The following is a 23,974-nucleotide window of genomic DNA, read 5'->3' on the forward strand; positions in this document are numbered from 1 at the left end:
ATTGTTTGCCGGGCGGCGGTGCGGCCGCGCGAGGAAGACGATGACAGTGCATCAGCTGCGGACCCGAACGACGGTTGGCGTGGAACTGCCGGCCGAGTTGCTGACGGAAGTGGAGACCTACGCCCGGGTGCACGGCATCCTGCCGCCGGAAGCGCTGCGCTACCTCATCGAGGCCGGCCTGACGGCCGAGGCCCAGGCGCATCGCGGCCAGGGCGCCGCGGAGCCGATATTCTGGGCGCAGAACTGGGACGTGCTCATGGCGCAGTCGAGCCGCGCCTGAGCGACCGCCGGCCCCCAAAAAAGACGCCGCGCCCAGGGGCGCGGCAGTCGGGGGAGAGAAGTGCTGAGCCGGCCGCCGGGGGCTATGATCGGCCGGCGAAGGGCCTGTAGGTGAAACGCAGCCAGACCTCGCGGCCGCGGTCGGTGTAGCAGCCGACCTCGCCGATCCCGGCCGAGCCGCGCGTCGCCGCGCCGGTGACCTGCCCCGCGGTGTTGAGCGCAAGGCCGCTCGAGAAGAAGGCGGGCGAGCAGGTGCCGCTCGTGATCTCGTCGGAGATGTTCTTGCCGATGACCGCGAGCTCCCACCGCTCGTCGTCGCTGCGCAGCGCCACGCTGAGATCGACCTTCAGCTTTTCCGGCTGGAAGTTGTCGTCGTTGGGCCGGTTCGTGGCGATGAAGGTGGCGTACTTCGAGGTGTACTGGTTGTTGTTGGTGATCGCGACCGTAAGGCCTTCGCGCACCGGGACCTCGTAGTCGAACCCGAAGGTCGCCTGCCATTCGGGGGCGCGGATCAGCGGCGTGCCTGAGGCGTCCTGCGCCACGTAACGACCGGTCATGGGGTTGAACGCCTGGTTGCAGCCCTCGGAGATGGTCTGACCGCTCCAGCACTGCACGTTGTCGAGCTCGGTGTAACGGCCGCGGTTCCAGTTCACCGCCAGGGTCAGGCCGAGCCCTTCGACCTGGGGCGGCCGGTAGTTGGCGTCGAAATCCACGCCGTAGGTCTTGGCCGCGCCGGCGTTGATCGTGCGGATGACCGGCTGGCCATTGCTGATCTGCTCCACGGCGCCGACCTGCAGGCCGGTGTAGCGATAGTCGTAGACCGCCACGTTCAGCGCCAGCCGGCGATCCAGCAGCCGGCTCTTCAAGCCGATCTCGCCGCCTTTCACCTTCTCGTCGTCGAAGGACGGGTTGGAGTTGGGCGTCGGCACCGTGGCGATGCTGAAGGACCCCGACTTGTAGGCCCGCTTATAGGCGCCAAACAGGGTGAGGTTGTCCTTCGGACGATAGGTCAGCGTGACCTCAGGCGCGGTGTTCTTCGAATGCAGCCGCGGCACCTGAATGGGGATCACCGTCGGCGTCGGCGTCAGGTAGTTCAGCGCCTGGGCCGTGCGCTCCTCGTCGGTGTAGCGTGCGCCGCCGGCCAGCTCGAGTTCCGGGGTGATGCTCCACCGCAGCTGGCCAAATCCGGAGTAGGTCTTGATGTCGACGCTGGTCTCGCCGTCGCCGATGCGCGCCGGAAAGCGAAAGGCGGAGTTGCCCCGGGTGGTGACGCGATCGCCGATGCGCCCATCCTGATAGAAGGCGCCCGCCGTGAAGTTGACCGGCCCCTCGAAGTCGCTGTTGAGCCGCAACTCCTGCGTGACTTCCCGGCGCTTGAACTGGTTCTCGATGGCCAGCGCTGGGCCCGGGGCCGCGGCGCGGCCGGTGTTCACCAGGCTGCTCGATCGGAGCTGGTAGACGCCGGTCGTGGACGTCAGCGTCAGCTCGGGCGTGAAGCGATAGTTGAGTTCGAGCGTGCCGTATTTCTGGGTGTTCTCGAGGAACGGGACCCCGCCGTTGGCGATGCCGGGATAGTTCGCGGGATCCATGTAAACGACGCGCAGATAGCGATCGAGCTTGCAGTTGTCGCCGCCGTTGAACGGAAAACCGGCCGGATTGAAGTCGGTGCCGTTCGGGCACGAGGTCAGCTGGCCGGATTCCGCATCGATCGCTTCGTCGTGCGCATAGTTGACCTTCAGGCGCGCATCGAACTGGCTTGTGGGATTCCACAGCAGGGTGCCGCGCACCATGTAGTTCTGCGGCTGAGATTCCCGTTGGCGCGGGGCAACCCCGCCGAGGCCCGGAATGGGCGTGGCGATGTTGATGAAATAGCCGTCGGCGTCCGAATACATGCCGGACAGGCGGCCCTTGAGCGTATCGGTCAGCGGACCGGAGACGATCAACTCGCCTCTCTTCTCGCGGGCTTCGATCTCATAGCCGGCCCGGGCGATGACTTCGAGCTGGCTGGTCGGATCCGCCGTACGCAGCGAGATCACTCCGCCCGGACTGCTTTTGCCGTAGAACAGCGCCTGCGGCCCCTTGAGGACTTCGACCATCTGGACGTCGAACATCCCGCTCTGGAACGCCAGGCCCTGGCCGAGCGCCATGCCGTCGAGGTTGAGGGCGATCGACTGGTCGACGCCGGGATCCAGTGAGGCGGTGCCCACGCCGCGAATGGACGGCAGCGCGCCGATCGACAGGACGGAGCGCCCCATGTTCAGGCCGGGCACCAGCTTCTGCAGGTCGCGCAGGTCAGAAACCTGAAGCTTTTCCAGCTGTTCCCCGGACACCGCCGTCTCGACGACGGGCACGTTGAGGATCGATTCCTGCCGCTTTCGCGCGGTGACGATCACCTCCATCACCTCGGTCTGCGTGCGCGGCGGGGGCTTGGCGTCCTGCGCCAAGACGGCCGTGGCGCAGAGGGCCGTGGCGCAGGCCGTGGTGACCAAGAGCACCCGCCTAGCATTGGCTCCGTCCATCGTTCCCTCCCTGATTTTTCTATCTCGCCAGCCGGGCGATACCGTCGTTACGCGGCTCCGGTCACTGTCAGCTGTTGTTCTGCCAACTGTCAACAGTTGGCGAAGTCGAATTTCCGTTTTCCGATCACTAGTGTGAAATCGCCGCTACACTCACAATTACAGGCCTGATGGCGACGTTGACCTTGGGGCCAAGCCTCAGCGCACCCTTCGGCTGTGATGTGAGCGATGACGGTCGCCCGGCGTCGCGTCAGGCCGCCGGCGGCGTCGATTGCGCCAGACGATGCTGGGCCTCGATCTCGGACAGCATGCGCTCGGCGAACGCCAGCACCTCGGCGCGCCCCGACGAGACGCCGAGCGCCTCCTCCGTCACCAGGGAGCGTGAGAGTCCGTTGATGATGTGCGAGACGACGACCGGGGGATACCTCTCGCGGTCGACGCCGGCCTCCTCGAGGTAGCGCTCGATGAACACCTCATTGATCGCGTGCATCTGCTCAAGAAGGCGGGCGGTGATTTTTCGGATCGGCTTCTTGTGGTTGGAGAGCGCGATCAATTCCTGGGCGAGGCGCGTGCGCTTCGGGTGGATGCTCAGCTCCCAAAGCGCACGCAGCGGATTTCCCGACTTCAGCGCCTGCACGTGGCGACGGAAGAACTCGCGTTCGGAGCGTTCGTAAACGGCGACGAACAGCTCATCCATGGTCCCGAAATGATAGTGCACGAGCTGGGACTTCAGGCCGGCCCGCTCCTCGACGCGACGGGAGGTGACGGCCCCATAGCCCTCCTCGACCATGATGGTCTCGGTGGCGTCGAGCAGCGCCTCGCGCGTGCGACTGTTCTCCTCGCCGTTCTTCCGCTCCAACTTCATTCCCGTCTCCCGCCCGACGGCGCCGCGCGCTAGGCTTTACGCGCCGGCGCCGGCGGCGAGCTTTTCGCTTTCCCGCCAGAGCCGCTCGGCCGCCGCATCATCCGCCGCCAGGGCGCTCGGCGGCGTCGCCGCGCGCTGGTGATAGTAGAGGCCGGTGGAGCCGCCGGGATCCGCGGCCGTCGCCAGCCAGATGAGGGTGTCGGCGCCTTGCTCCGCCGTCAGCAGAGGCTGGCTGCGCATATACTCCTGGGTGCCGGCGTCCGCCCGGTTGATGAAGTTGGTGTCGACCGCGCCCGGGTGCATCGCATGGACCACGATCCCGGAGCCCTCCAGTCGCCTGGCCAGCGACCGGGTGAAGAGGACGTTCGCGAGCTTGGCGTTGCAGTAAGCCACGATCGGCACGAAGTTTTCGAACATCTGCAGGTCGTCCCAGTTCAAGCCGGGCGTGTGCTCGTGCGCGCTGGACGAGACGTTGACGATCCGCGTCGCGCCCGGCGCTGAGCCGGCGGCGGACTTGTGCAGCAGCGGCAGCAGCTGGTTGGTCAGGACGAAATGGCCGAGGTGGTTGGCCGTGAAGGTCGCCTCGTTGCCTTCCGCGGTCATCACCTTCTCCTTCGGCGTGCCGCCGGCGTTGTTGAGCAGCACGTCGACCCGATCCGTCTTCGCGGCGATCTCGTCGGCCAGGCGCGCAGCGTCGGCGACCAGCGACAGGTCGGCGCGCAGCATCTCGACCTGGCCGCCCGGGCCCGCGGCGGCGCGGATCTCCCGCTCGGCGGCCGCGGTGCGGTCGGGATCGCGGCCCTGAGCGATGACCCGCCAGCCCTGGGCGGCGAGCGCCTTCGCGGTGACCAGGCCGATCCCCGAGCTGGCGCCGGTGATGACCGCCACCCGGGCTCCTGTGCGTTCGTTCACTCTCGTTCTCCCTGATCTCGCCGCGCAGAGCTGTGGTCGTCTGCGGGCCGACGGCCCGCCCCCCGCTATTCGGAGGCGAAGCCGTCCTCGTGCACGATCCAGTGGACGAAGCGGTGCATGATATACATCGCGTCATGGGGCGCGCCGATCGACTGGCCGCCCGCATCGCCCAGCCGGACCACCCGCTGCGCGCCGCCGCTGGCCAGGCCGTCGCGCAGTTCGACCTGGCGGGCCGGCGGATAGACGCCGACCGTCTGGGTGGCGACGTTTACGTACTTGAGCGCATCCTTCAGCGACGTCACCGGCACCACATTGGCCGTCTTGTTGATCGGGTGGAAATCCACTGGCTCATCCGAGCGCACGACCAGGCCGCTGCCGTCGCCGACGCCCCAGACGCCGAAGTCTTCATCCATCGACCTGTAGGTCTCGACCTCTTCGATCAGCTCCCGCGGCAGCGGCGGCGCCTGGCCGGAGACGGCGTTGCGCTCGACCAGCTTGCGCTGCAGGCGTTGGCAGAAGCCGTCGACCTGGGCGCGCTCGCCCTCGATGAAGATGACCCGGCTGCAGACGCAGGCTTCCTGGTTGAGCATGCCGACGTCCTGCGCCGCGCGCGTGGCGACATCGTCCAGCACCGCGTCGCTCTCGAAGGCCTCGCGGCCGATCAGCGAGATCGAGGTCTTCGGATCGAACGAGACCAGCTGCAGCCCCGGCATCAGATACTTGATGACGTTGTTGATCGCGTCGCCGCCGCCCCAGGCGACGATCTTGTCGAAATACTGCGGTCGCAGGATCGCCCGCTCGACCGCCTCGTCGCCGCCGCGCCAGTAGACCGCCGACATCGAGCGCGGCACCGGATGGTTCGGATCGACGTCGAGCATGGCGCGCAGCATGGCCACCGCCATGAACGGATCGCTCGACCCCATCTTGAACAGGTTGACCGCCTTGACCATCGCCCCGAGCGCGATCGACTGCACCGAGACCACCGGGGAGTTGCCCGGCAGCACATGCAGCAGCCGCGGCGGGAAGGCGCGCGTGAAGCTGCGGCGTCCGGTGCTGTCGACGCGCGGGACCCATTCGTCGAGCAGCCTGGCGTCGCCGAGGTTCTGCTCAGCGTACTCCCGCAGCATGGCGTTGTTCAGATAGTCGGCGGCCATCTGCACCTGGCTGTCGATCACCGCCCGCGGCAGGACATTGGTCACGGCGATGCGCTCGACCGCCTCGCGCAGGTAGCCGTTCCTGTCGCGCTTCATGGCCTCGCCGGTGGCGGCCAGGAAGTCGAGGATCTCGTCCAGCTTGACGTCGAACAGCGGCCCCGGCTCGGTCCGCGGCGTGATCAGCGCGTCGAGCTCGAGCTTCGGCGTGACGAAGTCGACGCCCAGGTCGCGGGACTTGTGCCGCGCCTCGCCGCCTTCGACACGTCCGCGAATGAAGAAGGGCGCGGGCGTCGCGACGTCCCGCCCGGGCGATCCGTTCAGGTCGATGACTTGGTTCATGACTGGCCCCTGAAGCTTTGGCGGGCGCGGGCTCAGGCCACGCCGCGGACGTAGGCGTCGATGGTGCCGGCGCAGGCGATCTTGTCGCCGCCCGCCATGTCGGCGTAGCGCTGGATGTCGTCGGCGACCGACGGACTGCGGGCCCCGCAGGCGCACGGCTCCCAGGTGGCGCGGATCTTGTCGCCGGAGATCAGCCCGCCCCAACGGCCGTCGAGCGACAGGTCGAAAAAGGCTGCGCGGCCCTCGATCTCCCCGCGCTTCGGCGGCTCGATCAGCTGCTCGCCGCTCTCGTCCAGCAGCATCATCATGACCCACGGCGCCATGTGATAGCGGCCGGCGCTGCAGCGTGGAGCGTTGGTGTTGAGCTCCTGCATGCCGTAGCCGTGGAACAGCCGCGCCGGCGCCAGGTTGAAGGTCTCCAGCACGTATTCGCGGTAGTCCGGCGGCAGCTGCGCGCGCTTCAGCCCGCCACCGATGAAGCCGGTGTTCTCTGGATGGAAGTCCTTGCCGCCGTAGCCCTTGGCCCGCACCATCTCGGCCACTTTGTACATCGGCCCGAACAGCCCCATGATGTAGAGCCTCATCTCGCGGCTCTCGATCAGGGCGTCGGCGACCAGCTCGACCGACTCGCTCATCACGCGCTCGCGTTCGGCGGTCTGCGCCTCGTAGAAGGTGATCTCGCCGGGCTTGGCCGTGCCTTCGGCGATCTTCTTGTTCAGCACCACCATCTCGGTGATCGCGCCGATCGTCATCGGCGGGGCGGGGTAGTAGAAGGGCTCGACGCCGGGCGCGTTGAACCCTTCGATCATCATCCTTTGGGTCGCCATATTGCGCGGCGTGGTCGCCACCGGGGCCAGCATCAGGCAGCGCCGGTCGCGCTCCGGCTTCACGCCGGTCGCCCAGGCATGGCCCTGCAGCACCGTGTAGCTCGCCATGTGCAGGTCCGCCGTCGAGGCGTTCATCATCGCGCACTTGCCGGTCGTGCCGCTGGAGCAGTTGACGTGGTGGCCCTGCTCTCCGAGGCGGCCTAGCCAGCCGTCCAGGTTGTCGATCCCGCCGGTGTCCATCGGCTTGACCCGATGCGTCGATACCGTGTCCAGCCAGCGGCCGAGCCGGTCCCACTTCTTCTCCGCAAGCCAGCCTTCCGGGTAGCTCTTGTAGGTCGTGTGGGCGAACAGCAGCGGCACGATGTCGGCCATCTGGCGGACCTCGGCGACCTTGCCGGTCTCGGCCCGGTTCTGCAGCAGCTTGATCTTCTCGACCCGGTCCTTGAACCGCTCGTCGATCGCCGCGAGCTGCCGCGGCAGCATCTCGGCGTAGTCATAATCAAACGGGTTTTCGGCATCGACGAGGCTGACGAGCCGGTCGGATTCCGAATTCAGGTTCGCCGCAGAATTCATGGGTCGCTCCCTGTCGTCAGGCTTGGCTCAGCCCCTTCGGGCCGGCTTCGCTCTTATCTGGCCGCGCGCGGGGAGGGACTTAGCCGGCTCCCGCTGATATCAAACAATTGCATAAATTCCATCGCTGTCAACGACGCCGCAGGGGCGCCACGTTTGTAGATCCCGGGGCCGAGGTCGGCCAAGGGGCGCCTCAGGCGTCTCCTGTCGTCATCGATAATTCAAACACATGCATAACTTTTCGGGCAGTGCGCGCCACGGCCGCGGTAGCGAAGCTCGACAGCCGGCCTCAGAAATCCGAACCGCCAGCACGCGTTGCGGGTCGACGCGGCCGGAGCCCTGTGCTGAAGCCCACGGCATGACCTCCCCCGTAGCCCCGCAGCGACCCGTCGGCGGGATCAGCCTTGTCGAGTTCGTGGTGTTGATGGCGGCGCTCCAGGCGCTGGGCGCGCTCGGCATCGATGCGATGCTGCCGAACCTGCCCGCGATCGGCGAAGCCCTGGGCGTGGCCGACGAGAACCGTCGGCAGTTGATCATCACCGCCTATCTCCTGGGCCTCGGCGGCTCGCAGCTGATCTACGGACCGTTGTCCGACCGCTTCGGCCGCCGCCCGGTGCTGCTGGTGGGGTTGTTGGTCTACGTCGGGTTCAGCCTGCTGGCGGCGTTCGCGCCGACCTTCGAGCTGCTGCTGGCGGCGCGGGTGCTGCAGGGCGTCGGGGCGGCGGCTACCCGGTCGATCCCCGTCTCGGTGGTGCGCGACCGCTACGCCGGGCGGGAGATGGCGCGGGTGATGTCGCTGACCTCCCTCGTCTTCATGGCGGCCCCGATCGTCGCCCCGAGCCTGGGCCAGCTTGTCCTGATGTACGCGTCCTGGCCCTGGGTCTTCGCCCTGCTGGCCGCCTTCGGCCTCTCGTCGATGCTCTGGGCGCTGCTGCGGCTGCCCGAGACCCTGCATGAGGAGGACCGGCTGCCGATCCAGCCGCAGCGGATCGCGCGGGCCTTCGCCACGGCGGCGCGCAACCGGACCGCGCTTTGCTACATCCTCGGCCAGACCTTCCTGTTCGGCGGCCTGCTGGGCTTCATCAACTCGGCCCAGCAGGTGTTCGCCGAGACCCTGGGCGCCAGGGATCAGTTTCCGGTGGTCTTCGCCATCTGCGCGAGCTTCATCGCCGTCGCTTCGCTGCTGAACGCCCGGCTGGTGATGCGGCTGGGCATGCGCAGGCTCTCGCACGCGGCTCTGCTGGCCTACATCGCGCTGGCCGCCGTCCACCTGTTCATCGCCGTCACCGGCCAGGAAACCCTGATCACCTTCGCCGCCTTCCAGGCGCTGACGATGTTCTGCTTCGGCCTGACCTCCGGCAACTTCGGGGCGATGGCCATGGAGCCGATGGGCCACATCGCCGGCGTGGCCTCATCCTTCCAGGGCTTCGTCAGCATGGTCGGCGCCTCGCTGATCGGCTTCGCCGTCGGCCAGGCGTTCAACGGCACCGTCGTGCCGATGCAGGCGGGCTACCTGCTGTGCGGCCTGTTCGCCCTGGCCGCGGTGCTGGTGGCCGAGCGCGGACGCCTGTTCCGGCCGCACGAAACCGGCGTCGCGCGCCCCTGCCTAGCGGAGTAGCGCCCCGCTCTGGTGGCGCCGGTCGGCGCCGCTCCGACTTCGGCGCAGAGCCAAACTCCCGGCGGGGAAGGGGCGGGCTTGCCCTTGCGCTTCGGCTCAGCCGGGGCTTCCATCGGCGTCGCCACGTCAGACAGGAGCTGCGATGTACAAGGTGCTGCACTTCATCAAGCGCAAGCCTCACCTGACGCACGAGCAATTCAAAGACCACTTCGAACGCTCGCACGCGGCGATGGCGCTGAAGTTCTGCGGCCATCTGTTCTCCGAATACCGGCGCAACTACGTGAACGTCGTCTACACCGGCGGGGATTCCCGGCAGGCGGGCAGCGGCTACGGCCCGCGCGAATGGGAGTGGGACCTGATCTCGGAATGGGTCCTGCCCGACGAGGCCGCTCTCCACGAGATCTATCGGATCATGCAGCAGCCGGGGATCGACGAGCTGTTCCACGCCGACGAGGACCGCTTCATCGACCGCACCGCGACCGTCACGGTCCCCTGCGACGTCCGCGACGTCGGCACGAGCTTCGATCCCAAGGGCACCGTCTTCGACACGCCGAGCGGCGCGCCGGCCTGGGATTGAAATTTTCGCCGAGCGCGACGGCGCGCTTCAGTCCCGCTTCCCCCAGGTCCCTTCGGTGTTGCCCATCACCAGGGCGGCGTTGCTCTCCGTCGCCGCGCGCCGGTCGGCCGTAGCGAGGGCGCGGAAGCGCGCCTGCATGCTCGGCACGACCGTGACCGGGCCGTTGGCGAGATTGGCGAGCGTGTGGCGGGCGACCTCTTCCGGCGAGTCGGCGGCGTTCTTGCGCAAGGTGATGCCGAGGCGCGCCATCGCCGGCGTGTCCGTCGAGCCGACGACCACGTGCAGGACGTCGACCCCGTGCGGCTTCAGCTCCCACCAGAGGCCTTCCGAGAAGATCTGCGAGAAGGCCTTCGCGCCGGCGTAGGGAATGACGCTCGGGCTGCCGGCGTTTCCGGCCAGCGAGCCCATCAGCACGATGCCGCCCTTGCCGCGCGCCGCCATCTTCCTCCCGAAGTGCCAGGCGAGAACGGTCTGGCCGACGGTGTTCAGCCGGACCACCTTGAGGATGTCGTCGAGCGGCCAGTCGAGAAACGGCCCGGTCCGGTGCGACGCGCCGGCGTTGTAGACCAAGAGGCCGACCTCGATGTCGTCGGTCGCCTCGCAAACCCGGGCGAGCATCGCCTCATCGGTCAGGTCGAGTGCGAGCGTTCGCACCTCGACGCCCAGCCGACCCCGCAGGTCGGCGGCGACGGCTTCCAGGGGCTCGACCTTGCGGGCGATGAGGACGAGGTTGACGCCGGCCCGGGCGAGGTCGGCCGCGATGCTGGCGCCGATGCCTTCCGAGCCGCCGGCGATCACCGCCCAAGGGCCGTAGCGCTGACCATCTACGACGGCGGCAAGATCAGGATCGCTCATGTCGCCGCCCCCAGGACCGCGTAGGAAGGATCGGACCCGTCGCGCCGGCTCCGCGCGTGCTCGGCGATCGGCGTCACCTCCGAGAGCTGGTCGAAGTCGATGACGCACTCGCGCCGGTCGATGGCCCAATGGCCGTCGCGTCGCGACCAGGCGTCGACGTAGCGGGCCCAGAACTGCCGCTGCATGAGCCGCTCGGTGTCGCGCGCCCTGAGCGTCGCGGTGACATAGGCCTCGCTGCCGGCGCGGTCGCCGTCGACGTCGATGACGATGTTGGTGACCTGGTGCGAGTGGTGCAGGAACTTGCGGTGCTCCTCGCAGATGAAGTCGATCCACCCGCGCCCGGGTCCGCGATAGAGGCCAAAGTCCGCGTAGCTGTCCGGGTGGAAGACGCTGTGACCCAAGGCGACGTCGAGCCGGTCGACCGAGCGGCAATAACGGTAGATCTGTTCAGTGATCGCGAGCTTGTCTGCGACCTCGGGCTGCAACATCCTGGGTCTCCCATCGCGGCTCGCCGCCTTGACGGCCACGCATCTGTTCTGGCCGAACAGCCTATGCCCCGAAGGGGCGGTTCGCCATCGCTCCGCCAACCGCCCGCCGAAGCGCAATCAACCGAGCGGGCGCAGGGTCAGCCGCAGCCACACCTCGCGCCCGCGGTCCACGAAGCAGGCGATCTCGTCGACCCCGGACGGGCCGCGTCCGGTTCCGCCGGTGACCGCGCCGCCGCGGAGGTTGCCGCTCTGGGCGTTGAGGTTGCCGCAGGCGCCGGTCGTGAGCTTGTCGCCGAGGTTCTTGCCGATCAGCGCCAGCTCCCAGCGGTCGCGGGGCCCGCGCACCGCCAGCCCGAGGTCGGTCTTGAGGTAGGCCGGCTGGTAGTAGGGGAAGCTCAGGGTCGCCTTGTAGCGGCTCGAGTAACGGCTGTTGCTGTTCAGCGAAAGCGTCAGTCCGTGGCCGATCGGCCGCTCATAGTCGAAGCCGAAGCTGGCCTGCCACGCCGGGGCGCGGATCAGCGGCGTGCCTGAGAGGTCCTGGGCGGTGAAGAGCCCGGTGGCCGGGTCCAGGGCCTGGTTGCAGCCGGCGGCGATGGTCTGGCCGAGATAGCAGGGCGCGTTGTCGAACCGCTCGAAGCGCCCGTGATTCCAGTTCGCCGCGGCGCGCAGATTGAGCGCCTCGACCGCCGGCGGGCGATAGGCGACATCGAGCTCCAGGCCGTACACCCGCGCGCGTCCGGAGTTGATCGTCCGGACGCTGGGGACGCCGCCGGCGGCGAAGAAAACCGTCGGCACCTGCATGTCGCTGTAGCGGTAGTCGTAGGCGGCGAAGTCGGCCGCCAGCCGCCGGTCGAACAGGCGGGTCTTCAGGCCCAGCTCGCCGCCCTCGACCTTCTCCTCGTCGTAGGCGTTGTCGGCCGGCGTCGGCGGGAAGGTGATGCTGAACGACCCCGACTTGTAGCCGCGCTTGAGCGCCGCAAAGGCCATGACCTGCGCGTTCGGCTGGTAGGTGAGCGTCAGCTCCGGCGAGATGTTGCTGGCGCGGAGCACCGGCCGCGGCGCAGCAACCGCGACCGGCGCGCCCGAGGCGAGATCGACGCCGACCACGCTCCGCCGCTCGTCCTGCCAGCGCGCGCCCGCCGCCAGTTCGACCTGCGGGGTCAGCTGCCATCTCAGCTGCCCGAAGATGGCGTAGGTCCGCATGTCGAGGTCGTTGACGCCCTTGGCCAGGATCGGCGGGGCGCCGAGGCGCTGGTTGCCGATGAAGGCGACGAGTTCCTCCAGCGAGCCGGTCTCGTAATAGCCGCCGAGGGTGAAATTCGCCCGGCCGGCGGAGTCGCTGTTGAGCCGCAGCTCCTGGCTGAAGTCCGACATCCGGACGTTCACCCGCGGGACGACATCCGGCGCGGCGTAGGTCGAATTGGTCCCGTTCACCTCGACCTGGGAGTCGAGCTTGTAGGAGCCGGTCACCGACGTCAGCGTGAGCGCCGGGGCGAGCTGGTAGTCGAGCTCGAGCGTCCCGTAGGCCTGGGTCGCCTCGAAGTAGGGCGTGGGGCTCTCGATCCCCGGAAAGACCGCGAGATCATAGTCGACGGCCCGGTAGGTCCGGTCGAGCTTGCAGTCCTCGCCGCCGCCGAGGAAGGGCACGCCGAACGGCGCGCCCGTGCCGTCGGGACAGAGCACGTACTGCCGCGTTGCGGCGTAGCGCGTCCGTTCGTGCACGAGGTTGAGCTTGAGCCGTGCGGTCAGCCTGGAGGACGGCGTCGCCAGCACGGTGGCGCGCAGCTGATAGCCCCGGGAGGGGAACAGCCGGCGGGAGGCCGGGTCCCGCGCGCCGGTCGCCGCCAGGCCGGTCGCGGCGTTGGTGAAATAGCCGTCCTGGCTTGCGTACAGCCCCGCGAGCCGAAGCTTGAGATCATCGCCCAGCGGTCCGGAGACGATCAACTCGCTGCGCCATTCGTTCGCCTCGAACTCGTACCCGACGCGGGCCTGCAGCTCCGCCGTGTCGGTCGGATCGGCGGTGCGGATCGAGATCACGCCGCCGGTGCTGGCCCGGCCGTAGAACAGCGCCTGCGGGCCCTTGAGCACCTCGACCTGGTCGACGTCGAACAGGCCGCTGGAGTAGGCGACCCCCTGGGTCAGCTGCAGGCCGTCGATGACCAGGGCGACGGACTGGTCGGCGCCCTGCTCCGCCGCGGTGGTCCCGACCCCACGGATCGAGACCTGGGTTCCGAAGGCCGGCAGCGCGCCGCCGACGGTCATCCCTGGCACGAGGGACGCGAGGTCCTTCAGATCATAGGCCTGCAGGCTCTCGAGCCGCTCCTGCGGCAGCGCCGCGATCACCACGGGTACGGTGATGGTCCTCTCCGGCGATTTGCGGGCGGTGACGATGACTTCCGACAGCCGGACGGCGTCCTGCGCCTGGGCCGGCAAGCCGCAGACCGTCGCGAGCGCGCAGGCCGCAGCCGCCCCGCCTCGGCTCATCGCGCCGCCTTGGACGGCGAGGCCCCGTTCACGCGCGCCGCTTCCGTTCGGCAGTCGTAAGGCAGCGTCGGGTCGCGGCAGAAGTCCGGCCAGACGCCGCGCGCGCGCCAGTAGCGCAGGTAGCCGGCCCGCGCCGCGAGGGGCCAGAACCGAGGGTCGCGCTGCAGCGGCGCGGAGGGGCCCTCGAAGAGGTAGCCCGGGTCGCCGACCAGCAGCGGCTCCGGACGCTTGGCGAGTTGGTCGAGCATGGCGAAGGCGTCGTCCAGCCGCCCGAGCGCCGCGGCCCCGAAGACCAGGTAGCGGGGATGCAGCTGGCCATGGAATACCGCGCTCCTCAGCGCGGCCACCGCCTTGTCCGCGTCCTGCGGCCGGCCCGATCGGCGCGCCGTCAGGTAGCTGTCCATCGCCTGAACGCCCTCGGGCTTGAACGGCATGCAGTTGCAGGGATCCGGGTCCGCCGGCGGATGCAGCAGGGCGGCCGCCGCGTCCGGCGCGCCGTTGAAGGCGGCGAGTTCGAACTGGACCCGCCGGGTCTCCATGTGTTCCGGATGGAAGCTGATGGCCTTGTCGATCGCCCGCGTCGCGAGCTCCGGCATGCCGAGCGCGGAGAGCGCCTCGGCGTACCGGTAGCCCAGCGGCGAGGCGAGGGGGCGAAGCGCCAATGCCCGCTGACAATAGGGCAGCGCCGCGCGCGCCAGTCCGACCTCCACCAGAAAGCGGCACCGGTGCATGTGGAGGTAGGGAAACCGCGGGGCCTTGGCGGAGCCGTTGATCAGAATGTTCTCCGCGCCGACCAGATCGTTCGGCGTCTCGACCCGCGCCATCAGGTATTGGGTGTCGTAGGCCGAACCCGCCGCGGACGGATCCCGACGGATCGAGGCGTCAGCCTCCTGGTGGGCCCGCAGGATCAGCGGCGTTCGTTCGCCGACCGCGCCGGTCTGACCTTCGAAGAACAGCACCAGGGCCAGGTGCGCGCGGGCCGCGACGAAATCGGGCGCTCTGGCGACCGCCTCCTCCAGCAGACGCCGCGGCTCGCCGCGGTTCATCAGCGCCGGGCTCTTGATCGCATCCATGCTCTGGAGCGCGAGCGCGAGCGCCCGCGGGTCTCGCCGCGCCGCCTTCTCGTGGCGCGCGTCGATGGCGTCGTCGATGACCTCGGCCGTGTTGACCGCGGTTTCGAGCTGCAGCGTGGATTCCTGCGCCGGCGGGCGCTTGAACTCGCGGGCCCATAGGGTGACGCCCTTGCGGGCGTCCTCCAGCGAGGTCCGCACCCGCCAGTCGCCGCCGTCGCGGCTGACGGTCCCGCTGAGCTTCAGGTCGGCGGCCTTGGCCCCGGCGGCGGCCGGGTCGACCACGGACAGCCCCACGAGATTGTCTTTGAGGACTCCGGCGACCTGGTCCTGCAGCCGCCTGGCGAACGCTTGGCTGCTCGGGTCGCCGTCAAGCGCGACAAAAGGGGCGATGGCCACGCGCGGGATCGCCGCGGGCGCGCGCCCGGCAGGCAACCGCAGGAACCAGACGGCGCCGGCGGTGACGGCTGCGACGACGATCAACGCGACGGCCGCGATCCGCCAGCCCCGGGCCCAGGACCGCGTGGGCGCAGTCGGCGCTGTTGGGGATTGCGACGCCGGTGACGGTTCGGCCGCGGACTGGGTCGATGCGCCGGGCGACACGGCCCCTGGTCCGGTCAGTTCGCTGAACAGCGCTTTGGTTTCCGGCGACGGGGTGATGCCCAACTCATGCTTGAGCGCCTCGCACAGGCGATGATAGCGGCGGCGCAGCGCGCTGGTGTCGCCGCAGGCGTGATCGGCTGTCATGCCGATCTGTGCGATCGCCTCATTGGTCTCCTCGAGCGCCTGCGCCTCGCTCGCGAGGCGCGAGACCGAGCCATATTCGCTCTCGGCGAGGCCGCGCCGGGCGGCGGCGGCGAGCAGCGCGATCAGATGGTCGTGCTGCACCCGGCGTTCGAGCGCGAGCCACTCGTCGAACGCCGGATCCAGACCGTCGAGCCCCGCGTAGAGCCGGTCGCCAACGTCGGCGAGGGCGTCGGACAGCGTGTCGAGCTCGCCGTTACGGGCGAGCGCTGCGAGCCGGCCGACGTCGGTGTTCAGGGCATGCGGATTCAGCCGGACATGGTCGCGGTCAATCGTCACCAGCCCGGCCGCGTCCGCGCTGTGAGGCTTCAGCTCCAGCAGCGTCTGGCGCAGGCTGGCGCGGGCCTGGTGCTCGCCGCGTTCGCTCCAGAGCAGAGCCGCCAGTCGCTCGCGGCTGACCGCATCGCCGCCCTGGGCGGCCAGATAACCGATGACCGCGCGCGCCTTGCGGCCGCGCGGCGTAGAATCCTGCCGCAGGTGGCGATCGAACAGGGAGAATTCGCCCCACGACCGCAGCTCGAAGCGCGCGGTCGAGAGTTCGGGGAAGCTCAGCACACGGGTCGTGGGCTTGCTCATGCCGTGCGGGCCGCTCAGCTAACGCTGTTACTTTAGTTGTGGCCGCGGGGCAGGCAATGATCACAAGGCGAGTTGGGCGCGCAATCAGGTGCGCGGCGGGCTCTGCTCAGAGAGCCCGCCGGATCTGCTCGCCAGTGGTCAGCGCGCGGGCGCCTTGGCGTTGGTCGCCATCTGGATGGTGATTGTCGTGGCCGGCGCGGCGCCGGCGACGCGCAGCTGCGCCTGCTTGATGGCCTTCCGCCGCGAAGGCGCGGCGGCCTCGAAAGCCTTGTCCTGGCAGGCGAACGCCATGCCGACCGCGTAATTGGGTTCGCCCAACCGGTCGCAGAGCTCGCCGGCGGTGCGCCAGATCCGCTGGTTGAACTGATCGCGGCCCTGCTTGGTCGTCAGGTCCAGGTCCTGGAAGTTGACGCTCGCCGAGATGCGGCGAACGTCCACCTGCTGGCTCGAGCCGATGACGGTGAATTCCTCCACGCCTTCCTGAGCCGACGCAGGCGCGCCGGCGGTGAGGACGGCGAGGGCGCAGACGGCGCCAAGCGGCGCGAACGGCATATGTCTCGCAAGGTTGAGCATGGTCACTCTCCAGAAAGGGATCGAACACATGCCGCGGCGAAGCCATCGGGCGGCGCGTCAGGAATGCGCCGGGCCGCGTCAGCGCGGCGTGAGCCGCGCGTGAGAACCGCGCTAAATCGCCGTCAATTCGCGGATCGGCCCGCATCGAGGCGTTCTGAGCCGAGGCCGACCAGCGGCGCCGCGTTACGCGTCCTGCGCGGGACGCTCCTCGCGCGCCAGCTGTTCCGCGCGCCGCCTGGCGCGCGCCTCGGCGCTGTTGATGAGCGCCCAGCGCAGGGTGCGACCGAGCGTCTGGACACCGAGCCGCGCCGCGGCGCGGCGGGGCGCGGACAAGCGAAAGCCGTGCATCTCTGCGGCCCAGTCCGGCAGAAGCTCCTTGGCCGCGTCGAACGCGAGGGACATGGCCGGGGCGACCGCGGCGCTGGGCGGGCGCTGGGACAGGAGCGCGAGGGCGACTTCGCGGGTGCGCTCATCGTAGCGGAGCTTCGGGCGCGTAGCGCGGAAGTAGGCCGCAATCTCGGCGCGGCTCTGCGGAACGCCCTGGGATCCGAGACGCCTGGCGATCTCGGCGGTCTCGCGGAAATAGCGATCCTGCTCGTCCGGCGGCAAGGCTGGATCGACGTAGCGGACATAGGCCGCCAGGAAGGAGCTGACCTCGGCGACGTGGACCCAGGTCAGCAGCTCGGGATCGTCGGCGGAATAGGGCGTCCCGTCGGCAAGCGTGCCGGCGACCCGCGCGTGGATGGCGCGGACCCGGGCGATGTAGGCTTGCGCCTCGGCCCGGTCGCCATAGGTGGTGCCGGCGATGAAGTGGGCGGTCCGCTTGAGCCGGCCCGCCATGTCATGCCGGAAGTCGGTGTGGTCCCACACCCCGGCCAGCGCGCCGGGATGCAGCATCTGCACCAGAAGGGCGGTGATTCCGCCCACCATCATGCTGGCGAGGTCGCCGTGCACCTTCCAGCAGACGCTTTCGGGGCCGAAGAAGCCGGTGTCCTGGCGATTGCGCTCGATCGTGTCGTCGCCGGTGCCGCCGACGATTTGGCGAACCTGGAGAACGATGGCCTGTCGGAGTGACGACGGGCCGAACTGCGGGTGGGGCGTCATGGAGCATAAAGATAGCGCTTGCGGACCCATGCGGAACCGCTCGCGTCGAGACGGGCCGGAAACCAAGCGCCGACCGCCGCGGTGTCACGATCCGCGGCGGTCAAAGCGCCCGGTAGACGCGCCTTATCGGTCCGTCAGACGCTGCGGCGAACCCATGCCCATGAAGGCCGCCAGGTTGCGGTGGGCGTTGGTCACCTTTCGCTCCTGGTGCGGGTTCGGCAGGCAGCCTTTGAAGCCGCGCGACTTCATGCCCTTCTGCACCGCCGCCATGTTTGTGAAGTCCTGGGCCAGCACCATGCCCCACTTCTCGCCGGTCGGTTCGGCGTAGACCCACGCGGTCTTCGGCTCCTGGCCTTCCGGGAAGCGCTCGATGGCGTAGGACTCGAAGATGCACTTGTCCGGATCGTCGCCGCACGGCCGCACCCGGTAGCAGAGCGCGAAGGTGATCCCCTGCAGGATCCCCATGTTCGGAAAGACGCTCCAGGCCAGGCCCGCCTCGGCCATCTGGTCCGGGGTGATCGTCGGCCAGATCACCCCGCGCGCGGCGTCGTCGGCGCGCGCCTGGGCCAGCCAGTGCTTGATCACGTCCGCCGCCGCCGTGCCTTCCGGCAGTTCGTCGACCAGCCGCTTGGCGGCGTTGACCAGGGTCTCGGTCGTCGAGGCGTTGTTGACCGTGGTGTAGATCTCGTTCTGCAGGTTGTAGGTCGAGACCCGCGGGTCGGCGCCCTTTCCCGCCCGGGTGATCGTGCCGCTCTGCTTCATCTTCAGCGCCGGATCGCGCTCGTCGAAGCCGCTGACCCCGTGCAGGCCGTAGGCCTTGGAGTAGGCGTAGTACTGGCCGTGCTCGAGCATCTGGGTGTGGGTGCCCGCCACGTGGTAGGGCTCCATGAAGGCCTCGATCGCGGTCTTCCAGTTGCAGTCGAAGACCACCCACTGGCGCCACTTGTAGCGCATCTTCTCGAACTGGAACGGGCCCAGGACCCGGATGACGTCGCCGAGGTACTCCTGCAGCGACACGGACTCGAGGTCCATGTTGATCCACAGCCAGCCGCCCCAGGTGTCGACCTTCACCGGCGTCAGCGAGGTGCAGTCCTGGTTCAGCCCGCCCTTCCAGTCCTCCTGGTCGAGGATGAAGGTGTTCTTGCCGTCCAGGTCGTAGGTCCAGCCGTGGAAGCCGCAGACGAAGCGGTGCTTCGAGCCAGTGGCGCTGTGCGCGCCGGGCGGGGTGTCGATCAGCCGCCGACCGCGGTGGGCGCAGACGTTGTGAAACGCCTTGAACGCATCAGGCGCGGTGCGGACGACGATGATGGAGTCGTCGCCGATCTCGTAGGTCAGGAAGTCGCCGACCTCGGGAAGCTCTTCGACCCGGCCGGCGTGCTGCCACACCTTCGGCCACAGCCGTTCCTTCTCGGCCTCGGCGTATTCCTTCGAGAGGAAAGCCGTCACCGGATAGGTCAAGGTTTCAGCCAGATCCTCAGCGGTGATCTGGACCGGTTCATCGATGTTGATCTCGACCGGCTTGTTCACGATGTCCTCCACAATGGTCCGTTCAGCCCAGCGTTTCTCGGCATTACGGCTGGTTCTGCGTGGGATCATGGGCGCACGGTGGAGGGGCGGGGGAGGCGCAAAGCTTGCGATGGTGGTGCATACAATGCACCATTGAGCGCACAGTGCGATCCATCAGCTGAGCCTGGACGGCATGGTCGGCAAGACAGAGGTTCATGGCGCGCGCGCCGATCGGGAGCGGCAGCTGCCGCCCTTCGCCGCGCTGCGCGCCTTCGAGGCGCTCATCCGGCTCGGCGGTGTCCGGAAGGCCGCGCAGGCGCTTGGCGTGCATCACAGCGTGGTCAGCCGGCAAGTGTCGCAGCTGGAAGCCTGGCTCGGCGCGCCCTTGCTGAAGCGGTCCGCGAAGGGCCTTGCCCTGACGGAGGAGGGCTCGCGCTTCCACGCCCGCATCTCGGCGGCGATCGGGGAGATCGCCCAGGCCACCCACGATGTGCTCGATGGCGAAGCTCAGCGCCCCTTACGGCTCTGGTGCTCTCAGGCGCTTTCTATCGAATGGCTCGCCAAGCAGATCGTGGAATTCGAACGGCGGCATCCGGATATGCCCATCGAGCTGCGGCCGAGCGACGTCCCGGCGAACCTCCATCACTTCGAGGCGGACGCCAATATCTTCAAGCACTTCGGCGACGATCTCCATGAAACGGAACGCGGCCTGAAAGGGCATGTCCTGGCGCAGCTCCCGTTGCTCGTGGTGGCGAGCCCAGACCTGGCTGCGGAGCTATCGTGGGTCCGGAGCGTGGCCGATCTGCTGAATGCGCCCTTGCTGCACGGCGCCCATACGGGAGACTGGCGCATGTGGCTGATCGCCAATGGCGTCGATCCGCCCGACCCGCTGCCCGGGGAGCTTTGCTGGCACCCGCATATGGCCCTTGAATCGGCCCGCCTGGGGCGAGGCCTGGCGTTGGGCAGCCGCTTCTTCTTCCAGCGTGACCTGGAACACGGCGCCCTCGTCGAGCTGTCCGTTGAAGGGGCTACAACCCGAGCCATCGGCGGCTACAAGTTCGTCGCCCGAGACGACCGCTGGTCGACCCCGCGCATCGCGACCCTCCGCGAGTTTCTCGGCGAGCGGATGAAGTCGATGGAAGGGCCGCCTACCGCCGTCGCGTAGGGCGATCGGAAGGGCCTTATGGGTCGTTCGGCTACATGCCTCCCGAGTCGATCCACTATGAGTTAGCGACGGTCTTGCGCCAGTTGAGCCGGAGGACGCCTCGGCCGACGGGACCCCGGCGGAAGCCGGGTGACCCGAGGGCGGCGCGGACGCTCAGAACCACCATACGGCGGCGCTCTTGAACCAGCGCGGCGCGGGCAAGGCGCCATGGCCCGTTAGTTCGGCTCAGATCGGCTGCGAAGGCGACCGTCCGAGCTCCGGCTCGGCGATGGAGGTGGGCTGTTCCGATCGCGACCTGTTTGTTGCCGCGGGAAAGCTCTGGACCAGCCGATCGCGCAACCAGAGCTCCATCGTGCGCGTGCGGGCTCGTGACGAGCTCATGGCGATCGCGCGGGCGTCATCTGGGCAGCCCACAAGGTCGTAGCAGTCGGATACGTCACCCGCGGCGCTCAGAACATAGAGCTTGTACACCGGCATCACGGCCACCCCTTTGCCTGCCTCGTGTCGTTCTTGGCGCCAGCATCCGATGGCGAAGGTGAACCCGCGTTGAACGCGCGAGCAACAGCCCGGCCCGACGCCTCTGCCCACGCCGCCGATCGCTCAGATACCGGGTTCATCCAGGCGAAGCTGCTCCGCCGGCTAAATTCGCCGGGCCGACCCCACTCATGCCGCAATGCCCGGTGCCAGGCAGGGCAAGCAGCCGGATGTTTTCCTGCAGCTTGGCGTAGCCGCCATGCGCAGAGGCGAGCTGCTTGTAGCGCGCGATCGACATGAACGGCGTCAGCGCCTCGTCGCTAAGGTTGTGGTACCATAAGAGCTTGCGGTCGGCCTGCGCCAGCCGCGACAGGCCGCCGGCCGTCACCGTGCCTTTCTGGAGTACCGCGGAGACCTTCTCGTAGGCGGCGCGATCGCCGGTCACGTGGAAATTGTTGATCCGGCCCGCGCCGCCGTCCCGGAATCCGACGAGCGTCGCATCCTTGATCCCGGGGCCCGCGAACATCCTGATCACGCTGTCCACCCGCACTGTGAACTACGGCGGTGCGCTCGTTCAGGCGCTGCTGGACCTGTCGAACTGGCTGAAATCCGACGTGAAGCCGCCGGCCTCGACCGTCTATCGCGTTGTCGACGGGCAGGTGGTCGTCCCGCCGAGCGCGGCCGAGCGCAAGGGCATTCAGCCAGTGGTGACGCTCAAGGCTAACGGAGGCGAGCGGACGGAGGTGAAGGTGGGCGAGCCCGTCACCTTTAGCGGCACGATCGAAGTGCCGCCCGGTGCGGGATCGGTCGTCTCCGCAGAGTGGGATTTCGACGGCAGCGGCTACGCCACCAAGTCCTCGGTGAAGCCCGGCGCGCGCCAGGCGACTGTCACGGTCACCCATCGCTACACCAAACCCGGGACCTACTTCCCGGCGCTGCGCGGCACGTCCGAGCGTGACGGTGGCGCCAAGCCGCCGAATGCGCCGATCCCCAACCTCGGCCGCGTGCGCGTCGTGGTGCGGTGACGATCGACTAGCGGGACGCGACGGCGGCTCGATGGGCGGCGTGACCATGGCGGGACGGAGATGGCAAGACGGAACAAGCTTCTGGTGGCGCTCGCCGCGTTCATCCGAGTGGGATGGATGAAGCGCCTCTGCTGTCGGCGCGAACTTCCGATGGCGGGCATTGGCGTTGCGCGGACGCCCAGGCGATTACGGAAAAAGACCGCGCAGCAAGTTGGCGGAGCCCACACGGTTGAGGGCCTCGATCATGGCGGCGGTGCGCATGTCGAGCTTGTCCGCCTCCGCGCGCCGCTGCGTGCGGGTCATAGCGTCGGTAAGGATGTTGCGCATGCGCTCGTTGATCTCCTCGAGCGGCCACATCAGGTTCTGCAGCCCCTGCACCCACTCGAAGTAGGAGACGACGACGCCGCCGGCGTTGGCGAGGATGTCCGGCAGCAGCACGACGCCGCGTTCCTTCAGGATCTCGTCGGCTTCGAGCGTGGTCGGCCCGTTGGCGCCTTCCGCCAGGATCCTGCACTTCAGCTTGCCGGCGTTCTCGGCGGTGATCTGGTTCTGCAGCGCGCAGGGGGCGAGGACGTCGCACTCCAGCTCGAGCAGCTCACGGTTGCTGATCGCTTCGCCATATGGGCAGTCCGCCAGCAGGCGGTGCTCGCGGACGTAATCCCTGAGCTTGTCGATCGGCAGCCCTTGCGGATTGTAGAGCGCCGTCGCCACGTCGCTGACCGCGATCACCTTGGCGCCGCTTTCCGCCAGGAAGGTCGCCGCGTGCGATCCGACATTGCCGAAGCCCTGCACGACCGCCGTCGCGCCGTTGAGCGCGAAGCCCAGGCTTCTGCAGGCGTGCTCGATCAGATAGACGAGGCCCCGGCCGGTGGCCTCGTTGCGCCCCAGCGAGCCGCCCAGCACGATCGGCTTGCCCGTGACGACCGAGGGCACCGAATAGCCGACATGCTGGCTGTAGGTGTCCATGATCCAGGCCATGACCTGGGCGTCGGTGCCCATGTCGGGGGCGGGGACGTCCTTGTCCGGGCCGATGATGCCGATGAATTCGGAGGTGTAGCGCCGGGTTAGCCGCTCGAGCTCGGCCGGGCTGAGCGTGGTCGGGTCGACCCGGACGCCGCCCTTCGCGCCGCCGTAGGGCAGGTTCGTCAGGGCGCATTTCCAGGTCATCCACATCGCCAGCGCCGCGACCTCGCCCAGGTCGACGTCCGGGTGATAGCGAATGCCGCCTTTGGTTGGGCCCATCGTCAGCACATGCTGCACGCGATAGGCGAAGACCGTCTCCACCTGATTGCCCTGGTCCCGCTTGAAGGGCAGGGCGGCGATCTGGGAGCGTTCGGGAAACAGCAGCCGTTGGCGGATATTGTCGTCCAGGCCGGCGATGTAGGCGGCCTTGAGGAACTGCTGCTGCGCCAGGTGGAACATCGCCGAATGCCACTCGGCGCCCCGGGCGCGGGCCCGCTCCACGGCGTAGTGGATCGAGCGGAGCAGCGAGGCGCCGTTGATGCGGTCCTTCAGCAGGTAGTCCTGCGCGCCGCCTTCGACCGCGCGGGACGCCAGGGTGACGTCGTCGAGCGCGGTCTGGACAATGATCGGCGTCTCGGCCGCGTGCGCGCGGATGCGGAAGAAGGTGTCCAGCGCCGAGCTGTCGGGCAGCATCAGGTCGAGCAGCACGACGTCGACGGCGCCGAGTGTCAGGCGCTCCACAGCCTTGGCGAGCGTGCCGACCGCGACGACGTCGAACGCCGGGTGCTCGGAGCGGCCGAGCAGGCGCTGGATCAGGCGCGCATAGAGCGGATTGTCTTCGACCAGGAGGACGGTGAGGGTCTGGCTGGCCATGGCGCGTCATTCCATCGCTCGGCTGGTCTTCTCGGCCAGCGCCGCCGTCAGGCGGTCGATCTCGAGGCGCAGGGCGTTCCAGTCGGCGTCGGCGTCGGACAGGTCGCCCGCTGCGCCCATCTCTTCCAGGCGCCGGGCCGCTTCGACAGCGGGCGCCATCGCGAAGATGCGGACTGAGCCCTTCAGGGTGTGCGCCGCCCGCTGCAGGGCCGGGGCGTCGTCGGCGTCGATGGCTGTCCGGACCGCGCGCATCATCTCGGGGCATTCCTCGATGAACATTTCGGCCAGCTCGATCAGCAGATCCTCACTGCCGTCGGTGTTCTCGAGCGCCCTTTCCCAGTCGAGGAGCGTCGCCAT

21 protein-coding genes are annotated in these 23,974 nt (G+C 68.6%); 5 read left to right on the forward strand and 16 right to left on the reverse strand.

Translation table 11 applies throughout. The annotated features are described in order from the left end of the window. Nucleotides 1-40: 40 nt before the first annotated feature. Nucleotides 41-280 (forward strand): hypothetical protein, encoded by a 240-nt coding sequence (locus tag ACSQ14_RS21315; RefSeq protein ID WP_436016253.1) that lies wholly within the window; start codon nt 41-43, stop codon nt 278-280. 82 nt (nt 281-362) lie between these two features. Here ACSQ14_RS21315 and ACSQ14_RS21320 read toward each other — a convergent pair whose 3' ends face one another. The 5 genes from ACSQ14_RS21320 to ACSQ14_RS21340 all read right to left on the reverse strand — a co-directional run bounded on the left by ACSQ14_RS21320 (nt 363) and on the right by ACSQ14_RS21340 (nt 7,465). Then, nucleotides 363-2,798 carry a TonB-dependent receptor gene (locus tag ACSQ14_RS21320; RefSeq protein ID WP_436016254.1) on the reverse strand — a complete coding sequence of 812 codons (2,436 nt, stop codon included), beginning with the start codon at nt 2,796-2,798 and terminating at the stop codon, nt 363-365. A 247-nt stretch (nt 2,799-3,045) separates the two neighbouring features. Continuing rightward, nucleotides 3,046-3,660, reverse strand: coding sequence for a TetR/AcrR family transcriptional regulator (locus ACSQ14_RS21325; protein ID WP_436016255.1), 615 nt, complete (start codon nt 3,658-3,660; stop codon nt 3,046-3,048). 36 nt (nt 3,661-3,696) lie between these two features. Continuing rightward, the gene (locus ACSQ14_RS21330; protein WP_436016256.1) at nt 3,697-4,572 is read right to left on the reverse strand and encodes an SDR family NAD(P)-dependent oxidoreductase; all 876 of its coding nucleotides are present in this window, start codon (nt 4,570-4,572) and stop codon (nt 3,697-3,699) included. A 65-nt stretch (nt 4,573-4,637) separates the two neighbouring features. Continuing rightward, the gene (locus ACSQ14_RS21335; protein WP_436016257.1) at nt 4,638-6,065 is read right to left on the reverse strand and encodes an acyl-CoA reductase; all 1,428 of its coding nucleotides are present in this window, start codon (nt 6,063-6,065) and stop codon (nt 4,638-4,640) included. Nucleotides 6,066-6,097: 32 nt separating this feature from the next. Continuing rightward, complete coding sequence (locus ACSQ14_RS21340) at nt 6,098-7,465, reverse strand: hypothetical protein (protein WP_436016258.1); 1,368 nt, start codon at nt 7,463-7,465, stop codon at nt 6,098-6,100. 355 nt (nt 7,466-7,820) lie between these two features. Here ACSQ14_RS21340 and ACSQ14_RS21345 point away from each other — a divergent pair, with 355 nt between their 5' ends. Then, on the forward strand, nt 7,821-9,080 hold the full coding sequence (locus ACSQ14_RS21345; RefSeq protein WP_436016259.1) for a multidrug effflux MFS transporter: 1,260 nt from the start codon (nt 7,821-7,823) through the stop codon (nt 9,078-9,080). 142 nt (nt 9,081-9,222) lie between these two features. Further along, entirely contained in the window at nt 9,223-9,657 is a 435-nt protein-coding gene (locus ACSQ14_RS21350) for an EthD domain-containing protein (RefSeq protein ID WP_436016260.1), read from the forward strand. A 27-nt stretch (nt 9,658-9,684) separates the two neighbouring features. Here ACSQ14_RS21350 and ACSQ14_RS21355 read toward each other — a convergent pair whose 3' ends face one another. From ACSQ14_RS21355 to ACSQ14_RS21385, 7 genes are all read right to left on the reverse strand, one after another. Beyond that, nucleotides 9,685-10,512: an SDR family NAD(P)-dependent oxidoreductase gene (locus tag ACSQ14_RS21355; protein ID WP_436016261.1), complete on the reverse strand. Its 828-nt coding sequence runs from the start codon at nt 10,510-10,512 to the stop codon at nt 9,685-9,687. After that, nucleotides 10,509-11,000 (reverse strand): nuclear transport factor 2 family protein, encoded by a 492-nt coding sequence (locus ACSQ14_RS21360; protein WP_436016262.1) that lies wholly within the window; start codon nt 10,998-11,000, stop codon nt 10,509-10,511. The genes ACSQ14_RS21355 and ACSQ14_RS21360 overlap by 4 nt, the downstream gene beginning before the upstream one ends. 117 nt (nt 11,001-11,117) lie before the next feature. After that, a complete protein-coding gene (locus ACSQ14_RS21365; protein ID WP_436016263.1) occupies nt 11,118-13,484 on the reverse strand; it encodes a TonB-dependent receptor in 2,367 nt (788 codons plus the stop codon). Further along, nucleotides 13,481-15,934 (reverse strand): BTAD domain-containing putative transcriptional regulator, encoded by a 2,454-nt coding sequence (locus tag ACSQ14_RS21370; protein ID WP_436016265.1) that lies wholly within the window; start codon nt 15,932-15,934, stop codon nt 13,481-13,483. The genes ACSQ14_RS21365 and ACSQ14_RS21370 overlap by 4 nt, the downstream gene beginning before the upstream one ends. Before the next feature lie 138 nt (nt 15,935-16,072). Next, nucleotides 16,073-16,507: a UrcA family protein gene (locus ACSQ14_RS21375; protein WP_436016267.1), complete on the reverse strand. Its 435-nt coding sequence runs from the start codon at nt 16,505-16,507 to the stop codon at nt 16,073-16,075. Between the two features lie 183 nt (nt 16,508-16,690). After that, the gene (locus ACSQ14_RS21380; protein ID WP_436016269.1) at nt 16,691-17,611 is read right to left on the reverse strand and encodes an oxygenase MpaB family protein; all 921 of its coding nucleotides are present in this window, start codon (nt 17,609-17,611) and stop codon (nt 16,691-16,693) included. Between the two features lie 123 nt (nt 17,612-17,734). Further along, entirely contained in the window at nt 17,735-19,138 is a 1,404-nt protein-coding gene (locus ACSQ14_RS21385) for an aromatic ring-hydroxylating oxygenase subunit alpha (RefSeq protein WP_436016271.1), read from the reverse strand. Nucleotides 19,139-19,310: 172 nt separating this feature from the next. On the opposite strand from ACSQ14_RS21385, the gene ACSQ14_RS21390 reads away from it, so the two are divergent. Continuing rightward, the gene (locus tag ACSQ14_RS21390) at nt 19,311-20,282 is read left to right on the forward strand and encodes a LysR substrate-binding domain-containing protein (RefSeq protein WP_436016273.1); all 972 of its coding nucleotides are present in this window, start codon (nt 19,311-19,313) and stop codon (nt 20,280-20,282) included. 225 nt (nt 20,283-20,507) lie between these two features. Here the strand turns inward: ACSQ14_RS21390 and ACSQ14_RS21395 are convergent, their stop codons facing one another. Beyond that, nucleotides 20,508-20,759, reverse strand: coding sequence for a hypothetical protein (locus tag ACSQ14_RS21395; RefSeq protein ID WP_436016275.1), 252 nt, complete (start codon nt 20,757-20,759; stop codon nt 20,508-20,510). 136 nt (nt 20,760-20,895) lie between these two features. Further along, a complete protein-coding gene (locus tag ACSQ14_RS21400; RefSeq protein WP_436016277.1) occupies nt 20,896-21,291 on the reverse strand; it encodes a hypothetical protein in 396 nt (131 codons plus the stop codon). On the opposite strand from ACSQ14_RS21400, the gene ACSQ14_RS21405 reads away from it, so the two are divergent. Next, a complete protein-coding gene (locus ACSQ14_RS21405) occupies nt 21,260-21,781 on the forward strand; it encodes a PKD domain-containing protein (protein WP_436016279.1) in 522 nt (173 codons plus the stop codon). The two genes, ACSQ14_RS21400 and ACSQ14_RS21405, sit on opposite strands and share 32 nt — an antisense overlap. A gap of 186 nt (nt 21,782-21,967) precedes the next feature. Here the strand turns inward: ACSQ14_RS21405 and ACSQ14_RS21410 are convergent, their stop codons facing one another. Further along, the gene (locus ACSQ14_RS21410; protein WP_436016281.1) at nt 21,968-23,617 is read right to left on the reverse strand and encodes a Glu/Leu/Phe/Val dehydrogenase dimerization domain-containing protein; all 1,650 of its coding nucleotides are present in this window, start codon (nt 23,615-23,617) and stop codon (nt 21,968-21,970) included. 6 nt (nt 23,618-23,623) lie between these two features. Beyond that, nucleotides 23,624-23,974 (reverse strand): Hpt domain-containing protein, encoded by a 351-nt coding sequence (locus ACSQ14_RS21415; RefSeq protein ID WP_436016283.1) that lies wholly within the window; start codon nt 23,972-23,974, stop codon nt 23,624-23,626.

Origin of the sequence: Phenylobacterium sp. LjRoot219, from assembly GCF_964252995.1 — a bacterium.
GTDB lineage: Bacteria > Pseudomonadota > Alphaproteobacteria > Caulobacterales > Caulobacteraceae > Phenylobacterium.